We start from the raw sequence: 7,243 nt of genomic DNA, 5'->3' as shown, positions 1-7,243 counted from the left end.
GCCACCGGTGTGCAGGTCAAGCTTTAGGTTAATACGTGCCTTTGGCACTTCATTCTGGAAACTGTCAGCCATTTCATGATCCCTCTGTTTATCGCTGAGCACATTTTTTGCGTCGCAATTCTTTTGCGCGCAGGGGTGGCACAATAATCGACACCAGGCGTTATTTACAGTTTTTTAACCTAAAATAAGAAAAGCCTTAGTATTTTTATACTAAATTTGCGTAATGCATCGCACAAAAGCCCCGAATAGCAGGGCTTACAGCCTCGGAGAGAAGGAAAGGACAGCCAGGATTAAAGATGGAATAGCTCGGGGGATTTTTAGTAAGAATATGCTTCTGTTGATGTCAGCCCCCATGAACAGCAAGAACGGGTTATTCTGGCTACTGTGGGGCTCAGTAAGGGTGATGGGCAAAGCACATCATAGCGATGTCTGCCCGGAGCTTATATCGTTATGATACGCATTCGCACTTGACATATAGCCCTGTACGCGAATAATCCCAGAACCATTATTTTTATAAACCTGCATATGGTTCTCATTTTATGATAATTAAATCAGCAAGATCGCTCCTGTTCACCGCACTGATGTCTTCCGCATTTCTTAGCCATGCCACTCAGTATCCACTGACAGTTACCGATCTCGACGGCCGCAGCGTAACCCTCCCCAAGGAACCTCAGCGCGTTATTCTGCAGGATGGTCGTGATATTATGACCATGGCGTTGCTTGATCGTGATAACCCGTTTAAACGTGTTGTGGCCTGGAATAATCTGGCAAAGCGCCAGGATGTCGCGACATGGAAAATGCTGCAGCAAAAATGGCCACAGTCCACGGAAATTCTGGATATGGGCTTTAGTGATAAAGGTAACGTCGATCTTGAAAGTATTATTTCCCGCAAGCCTGACCTGATGGTCGCCCAACTGCGCGCCAAACCTGCACTTATGCAAAACGGTGTTATCGATAAACTCGCTGCGCTGAATATTCCTGTGCTCTTCGTTGACTATGAGGTTAACCCAGCCAAGAGCACCGCCCCGAGTATCGATTTACTCGGTGAAGTATTTAACCGTGAAAGTAACGCCAAAGCCTATACTGACTATTACCGTCAGCACCTGGATGCGATTCACCAAAAAACCAACGACATCACCCCTAAGGCTAACGTCTTTGTTGAAGCCCTGGCCGGTAATAGTGACGCATGTTGCTTTACCCATGGGCATAGCGGTTGGGGCGGGCTGGTTGAAGCTGTCGGTGCCAATAATATCGGTTCACAGCTTCTTCCGGGGGCCTCTGGTTTTGCCTCACTGGAAAAGATTATTAGCATGAAGCCTGATGCCTACATCATGACAGGCTCCAGGCGTGGTAATAGCCAGGTGCTACCTTTAGGTTATGAGGTTGATGCCAAAGCTGTAAATGACCAAGCCGAGGTGTTATTGGCTCGTACAGGTGTCAGTGAAATCCCGGCCATCAAACAAAAACGTGCCTACGGTGTCTACCATCACTTCTATAATCATCCATGGAATATTGTTGGCATGGAGTATCTTGCGAAAGATATTTATCCACAGCAATTCAGCACCCTGAATCCAGATGATACCTTCCACTATATTGTGCGTAACTTCACCTCGCTCCCGGATCTTCCGTTTGTTTTCTCGTGGCAGCAAAGCGAGTAAGCCTGAATGGACTCTACCACTGAAACCGGCCAGGGTACTCCCCTGGCCGACAACCATGCTGTGATGCGCCATTACCGGCGCATTCTGCACCGTCGATTAACCATTATGCTGGTGCTGTCACTGCTGATCGGCGCATCACTGCTGCTCGACTTTATGCTTGGACCATCCCGGTTGCCTCTGCACACACTATGGCAAACGCTGACCGATCCGGCCAGCGCCAGTGCGGGAACCCGGGCGATTGTCTGGGATATTCGTCTGCCCTACGCGCTGATGGCGATTATTGTCGGGATGGCGCTGGGCCTGGCGGGGGCTGAAATGCAGACCATCCTTAATAATCCCCTGGCAAGCCCTTTCACTCTGGGGGTCTCCTCAGCCGCAGCCTTCGGTGCCGCGCTGGCTATTGTGCTGGGTATTGGTATCCCCGGTATTCCGAGTCAATGGTTTATTTCTGCCAACGCTTTTATTTTTGCATTATTTGCCGCGTTGTTACTTGACGGCATAACCCGCTGGACACAGGTGGCAACCTCCGGGGTTATTCTGTTCGGCATCGCGCTGGTATTCACTTTTAATGCGCTGGTCTCAATGCTTCAGTTTGTCGCCAATGAGGATACGTTGCAGGGCCTGGTATTCTGGACTATGGGCAGCATCGATCGTGCCTCATGGCAAAAGGTTGGGGTGTTACTGGCGGTACTGATTGTGGTGATGCCTTTGTCGTTTATGAGCTCCTGGAAGCTGACGGCACTGCGTCTTGGTGAAGACCGGGCAGTCAGTTTTGGTATCAACGTGCGCCGACTGCGTCTGACGACACTGCTCCGCATTAGCATACTGTCGGCAATATCCGTCGCATTCGTCGGTCCGATTGGCTTTATCGGGCTCGTCGCGCCACACATTGCACGCCTTACTTTTGGTGAGGATCACCGTTTTTATCTTCCGGCCAGTGCATTGATTGGCGCATTGATATTATCGTTGGCATCTGTGGCATCGAAAAATTTAATTCCTGGCGCCATTATCCCGGTAGGAATTGTTACCTCTCTGGTGGGTGTACCTTTCTTCCTGAGTATTATCCTGCGTAATCGGGGGGCTGTATGAGCCAAAGACCATCAGGGCTGACACTGTCCCACTTCAGCGCTGGCTATGCAAAGCGCCAGGTTATCAGCGACCTGACAGTACCTCATTTGCCACGGGGGCAAATCACTGCCCTGCTTGGCCCTAACGGCAGCGGTAAGTCAACGCTAATGCGGGCGATGGCCGGGCTGGGGGCATCCAGCGGTGAATTGTGGCTGAATGATGAAAACCTGTTGGTGCAGCCTTTTTCCCGCCGGGCAGAGCAGGTGGTGTATCTACCGCAAACATTACCCGCGGGGGTGCATCTCCATGTTCTGGAATCGATTATCGTCGCCCAGCGTGCTGCGGGCACACGACATCAGCAGCAAAGTGAAACAGAGGTAATGTCACTGCTGCGTCAATTGGGAATCGAACATCTGGCACTGAGTTATCTCGATCAACTTTCTGGTGGGCAAAAACAGCTGGTGGGGCTCGCTCAGTCGTTGATCCGTCAACCCGCGCTGTTATTGCTTGATGAGCCGTTGAGTGCACTGGATCTGAATTACCAATTCCATGTAATGGATCTGGTGCGTCGGGAAACTCGCCTGCGTAATATCATCACCCTGGTGGTTGTGCACGATATAAATATTGCCCTCCGACATGCAGACCGTGTGTTGATGCTAAAAGAGGGTAAGCTGCAGGGTTACGGTTCTCCCGCTGAAGTGATTACACCACAAATGCTCGCCACCGTGTACGGTGTGCGTGGGCGTATAGAGCCCTGCTCTCAGGGAGTACAGCAAGTCATTATTGACGGGTTAGTAAACTCTATTTGAGTATCCGGCACAGTCAGCCACATGGATATGGTCTGATGACCGGATAGATGAAATTGAACTGCCCCCCGAAAGTTGGGCATCCCAACCGCGGGGGGCATTAGGCTTTTTTTAACTTTTTGTAGCCCCTGAGGGAATAGTTTGTACAATGTTCGCCGACTCAATATTCATAACACGCAGAGGGACTTATGCAGCAATACACCAATGAGATCACGCCTGAAATCCGCGAATCATTTTCACAGCCATCATACGACAAAGATTTTTTTGCACTCTGCGACAACCAGACACGCGATGCACTGGAAAAGATAAACCAGAGAGCAACAACCTATGCACTGACCCACATGTTCAGGTTCGCCGTTGTGGGGAGTCTTACCCGAAACGGAGGGGTGATCCAGCATGAATCTGGAAACAGTACGGCGGGTGGTTATCAGATGGCGCGAGTAGGGGATAAAGTGGTTTACGCTGACGGTGGTGAAGCCACCATTATTTCCGGCGCGGGAAACGCGCGGATTATGCAGGGCGCATCAGCGGCACTGGTTGGCAGTATGCTTGATAACGGCGATGAAATAATTTCCACACCGCAATCCAGAACAAAACTGGTATTTCGTGAAGGTGATGTTCTCCCGGAAGGACTCCTTTCTATATCGGGGAGCAAACATTAATGGCTGCCAAAGGTTATTACCTGTTCAGAGGAGACAAAACAGCCTGTGGGGGCGTTATCATTGATGGATGTCCCGACCATCAGCACTTTGACAAAGACATGACCTGTGAGGGTCACCGGGTCACCTGTGGCAAGCATGAAGGACTTTACCGTATCGCCGGAGGGCTACGTGACACGATCCACGACAGGCGAATTGCCGGAACGCTGCACAGTCGTAGTTCCTGCCCATGCAAGGCACGTTTAATCCCCTCAAACTTCGATGATGATTATGAACTAGAAAACGATGAGGCACCCAACCAATCCTCACAGCAGCCCCTCTGTTTTCCTGAGTTACCGGAACCCATTCAGTACGCACAAACCGCTAAAAAAACAACAGAATCAGATAAACACGAAGGTATAGATGCGGGCTTTGCTGTAATCCCATACGGGGGAACAACAGAAGCCTGGCAACGTCTATTATTCACGGGCACACCGCCAGCAGGAGCAAAAGAGTTATTCGCTACGCTGAACGGTGCAGACGAAAGGCATAAAGCCGGTTCTATTATGCTTATTGTTGACCCTGATAAGCAGAACAGTGAACAAATCGAGCACATGAGAGCCGCGAAAGCACGAATTGATGCTGCATTAGAGCCACTGACGATCCAAGAAGCTAACTTACTACACAAGCACTACGCTACCATTGCCAACTTCACCAGCTACGCAGATACGGGAATTGGACTTGCTGCTGATCCTGTCGGTAAGTATTTCGAGAATATAGAACGAATCCTGAAAGAAATTCAGGAAACATATAAAAATACGTACATAACACGAGGTGCGTTAATTGGTGAGCAGTTTTATGTCAGACGTAGCCAGTTATTTAAAGAACTTGATTCAGTACTAAAAGTCAGTTTTTTGAATAAAGCGATGAAGCTCGGGGAGTACACAAAAATTAAAAATGCGCTTGACCTTTCAACCAGCTCAATTACCCACAAATGGAATCAAACAGGGGTTGGAGACATTGACGGCTATGCAACTCACATTGAACGAGCGTCCAAATATGTTAGAGCAATGAGGTATACTGGCTATGTAGGCATCGGTTTTAGCGGCCTTCATTCTCTTAATGAAATAAACGAGGCCTGTTCTGTAGGTCGCGAGAGTGAATGCACTAAGAAAAAGTATACTGAAATTGGTAGTTTTACCTTAGGTACTAGTGGTGGAGTTTTCGCTGGCGGCTTTGCTATACCATTATGCGTTGCTATAGGAGTGGGAACAGCGGGTGTCGGAGGTCTTGCTTGTGTAGTAATTGCTGGCGCAGGTTTAGGCTATGCAGGTAGTACCGTAGGGGGAAGCGTTGGTGAGTTTGGTGGGGAGCAATTGTATGAAGTTTTCGGTAATTAATTTTATAACTCAACATCGAATGGAAATTTCAGGGAGCCTTTTGATTCTCGGAATAATAACATATATTTTTTACGCAATTTACGACAAATTATCAACAAAAAAATTCATGACTCTCTGCTCACTCTTCGTTGATAAATTTGGGGCAAGGCCAGCAGAAGTTTTAATTTATCAGAATGGTGGAGTTTTCTTTTCTTTTATGCGTGATGCATTTTTCATTAAAGCTTTATATTTCAAGGCTGGAACATTCCACACACGAGGAATGGATAATGATCAAATCCGCTTCATAAAAGAACTCCCTAAAGAATATACAGATTGGCTACGAGTAAAGGTGCGCATTTCCATTATTGGTCTTATTTTATTATTTATGATGTTGGCGATATTCTATGTGCCTTCGTGGTTCGATGGTAATGTCCACTCCCCCTAAAATGAGACAACTATAATTAGATTTTCTGCCTTTACATTTGCAGAGGTCAAAATGAAAAAACACGGTTTACTGACACTCAGATAGTTAATATCCTGAAACTGGCTGGTTCAGGTATAAAAGTTGAAGGAATTTGCCGCCAGAACGGAATTAGCAGTGCCACCTACTACAATTGGAAATCTACGTATGGTGGCATGGAAGCTAATGATGCTAAACGATTAAAAGAACTTGAAGATGAAAATGCCCGGCTTAAAAAACGCTTTGCTGAAGCCAGTCTCGAAAATCATGCCATGAAGGCGCTTTTCGCAAAAAAGAGTTGGTAATCACCGAAAAGAAATCCTGTGCCGGATTATTAGCGGCCTCTGGTCTGTCGGTGATTACGGCTTGTAAACTGACCTCGTTATCCAGGGCATCTTTTTAGCGTCGTCGTGCTGACTGGCGTGAAAAAGATAAGGCCGTGATTGCTGCTATTCAGACCGTTTTATCTGAATCACCTCACACTGACTTCTGGAAATGCTATTACCGTCTCAGATTTAAGGGCTATATCTTTAACCATAAACATGTTTATCGTGTGTATTGCCGGTTAGGCCTGAACCTGAAACGCAGGATTAAAAAAACACTTCCGGAGCGGGAGAAAAAACCGTTATCTGTTGTGAATAAACCCAATGTACAGTGGGCGATGGATGTTATGCATGATGCTCTGTATTGCGGTAAGCGATTCAGAACGCTGAATATTATTGATGAGGGTACACGCGAATGTCTGGCTATTGAAGTCGATACGTCTTTACCTGCAGACAGGGTTATCCGTGTACTTGAACGCCTGAAACAAGAGCGCGGACTGCCTCAGCAAATCAGAGTGGATAATGGCCCGGAACTGATATCAGTTAACTTACTGAATTATTGTGAATATAATGGGATTACTCTGTGCCATATTCAACCGGGTAAACCGCAGCAGAATGGATTTATTGAACGTTTTAATGGTTCATTCCGCCGGGAGTTTTTGAATGCCTATTTGTTTGAGTCACTCAGTCAGGTAGGAGAGATGGCCTGGTTCTGGCAACAGGATGATAACCTGAATCGTACGCATGAAAGTTTGAATAATCTTCCTTCGGAGATATACCGGAAGCTGCTGGAAAACTCTAATCAGGTTTGTCTCAGATAATGGGGAATGGACAAGTGTGTGACGGATGGCGGTTCGCTGTCAGGTGCGGTGGAGGACTCGATCGCCACCTCCGCCGGCCAGCGGACCGTT

General features: G+C 47.7%; 6 protein-coding genes and 2 pseudogenes. 7 read left to right on the top strand and 1 reads right to left on the bottom strand.

The annotated features are described in order from the left end of the window. Nucleotides 1-72 (bottom strand): annotated as a pseudogene (locus tag JK154_RS17365) (type VI secretion system contractile sheath small subunit); the annotation flags it as partial. Between the two features lie 467 nt (nucleotides 73-539). Between JK154_RS17365 and JK154_RS17360 the strand changes: the two are divergent. From JK154_RS17360 to JK154_RS17330, 7 genes and pseudogenes are all read left to right on the top strand, one after another. Then, nucleotides 540-1,658 (top strand): ABC transporter substrate-binding protein, encoded by a 1,119-nt coding sequence (locus JK154_RS17360; protein WP_211993980.1) that lies wholly within the window; start codon nucleotides 540-542, stop codon nucleotides 1,656-1,658. 60 nt (nucleotides 1,659-1,718) lie between these two features. Then, nucleotides 1,719-2,747, top strand: coding sequence for an iron ABC transporter permease (locus JK154_RS17355; RefSeq protein WP_211993982.1), 1,029 nt, complete (start codon nucleotides 1,719-1,721; stop codon nucleotides 2,745-2,747). Beyond that, nucleotides 2,744-3,535 (top strand): ABC transporter ATP-binding protein, encoded by a 792-nt coding sequence (locus tag JK154_RS17350; RefSeq protein WP_211993979.1) that lies wholly within the window; start codon nucleotides 2,744-2,746, stop codon nucleotides 3,533-3,535. Before JK154_RS17355 ends, JK154_RS17350 begins: the two co-directional genes overlap by 4 nt. A gap of 185 nt (nucleotides 3,536-3,720) precedes the next feature. After that, nucleotides 3,721-4,194 (top strand): PAAR domain-containing protein, encoded by a 474-nt coding sequence (locus tag JK154_RS17345; RefSeq protein ID WP_211993977.1) that lies wholly within the window; start codon nucleotides 3,721-3,723, stop codon nucleotides 4,192-4,194. Beyond that, nucleotides 4,194-5,570: a PAAR domain-containing protein gene (locus tag JK154_RS17340; protein WP_211993975.1), complete on the top strand. Its 1,377-nt coding sequence runs from the start codon at nucleotides 4,194-4,196 to the stop codon at nucleotides 5,568-5,570. Before JK154_RS17345 ends, JK154_RS17340 begins: the two co-directional genes overlap by 1 nt. Then, complete coding sequence (locus JK154_RS17335) at nucleotides 5,551-5,994, top strand: hypothetical protein (protein ID WP_211993974.1); 444 nt, start codon at nucleotides 5,551-5,553, stop codon at nucleotides 5,992-5,994. The genes JK154_RS17340 and JK154_RS17335 overlap by 20 nt, the downstream gene beginning before the upstream one ends. A 35-nt stretch (nucleotides 5,995-6,029) precedes the next feature. Beyond that, a pseudogene (locus JK154_RS17330) lies at nucleotides 6,030-7,153 on the top strand (IS3 family transposase). Nucleotides 7,154-7,243 lie beyond the last annotated feature (90 nt).

Source organism: Citrobacter sp. JGM124 (genome assembly GCF_018257795.1).
In the GTDB taxonomy this organism is placed as follows: domain Bacteria; phylum Pseudomonadota; class Gammaproteobacteria; order Enterobacterales; family Enterobacteriaceae; genus JGM124.
Note: the sequence above shows the minus strand (reverse complement) of the source record. Positions and strands in the feature narration are given on the sequence as shown.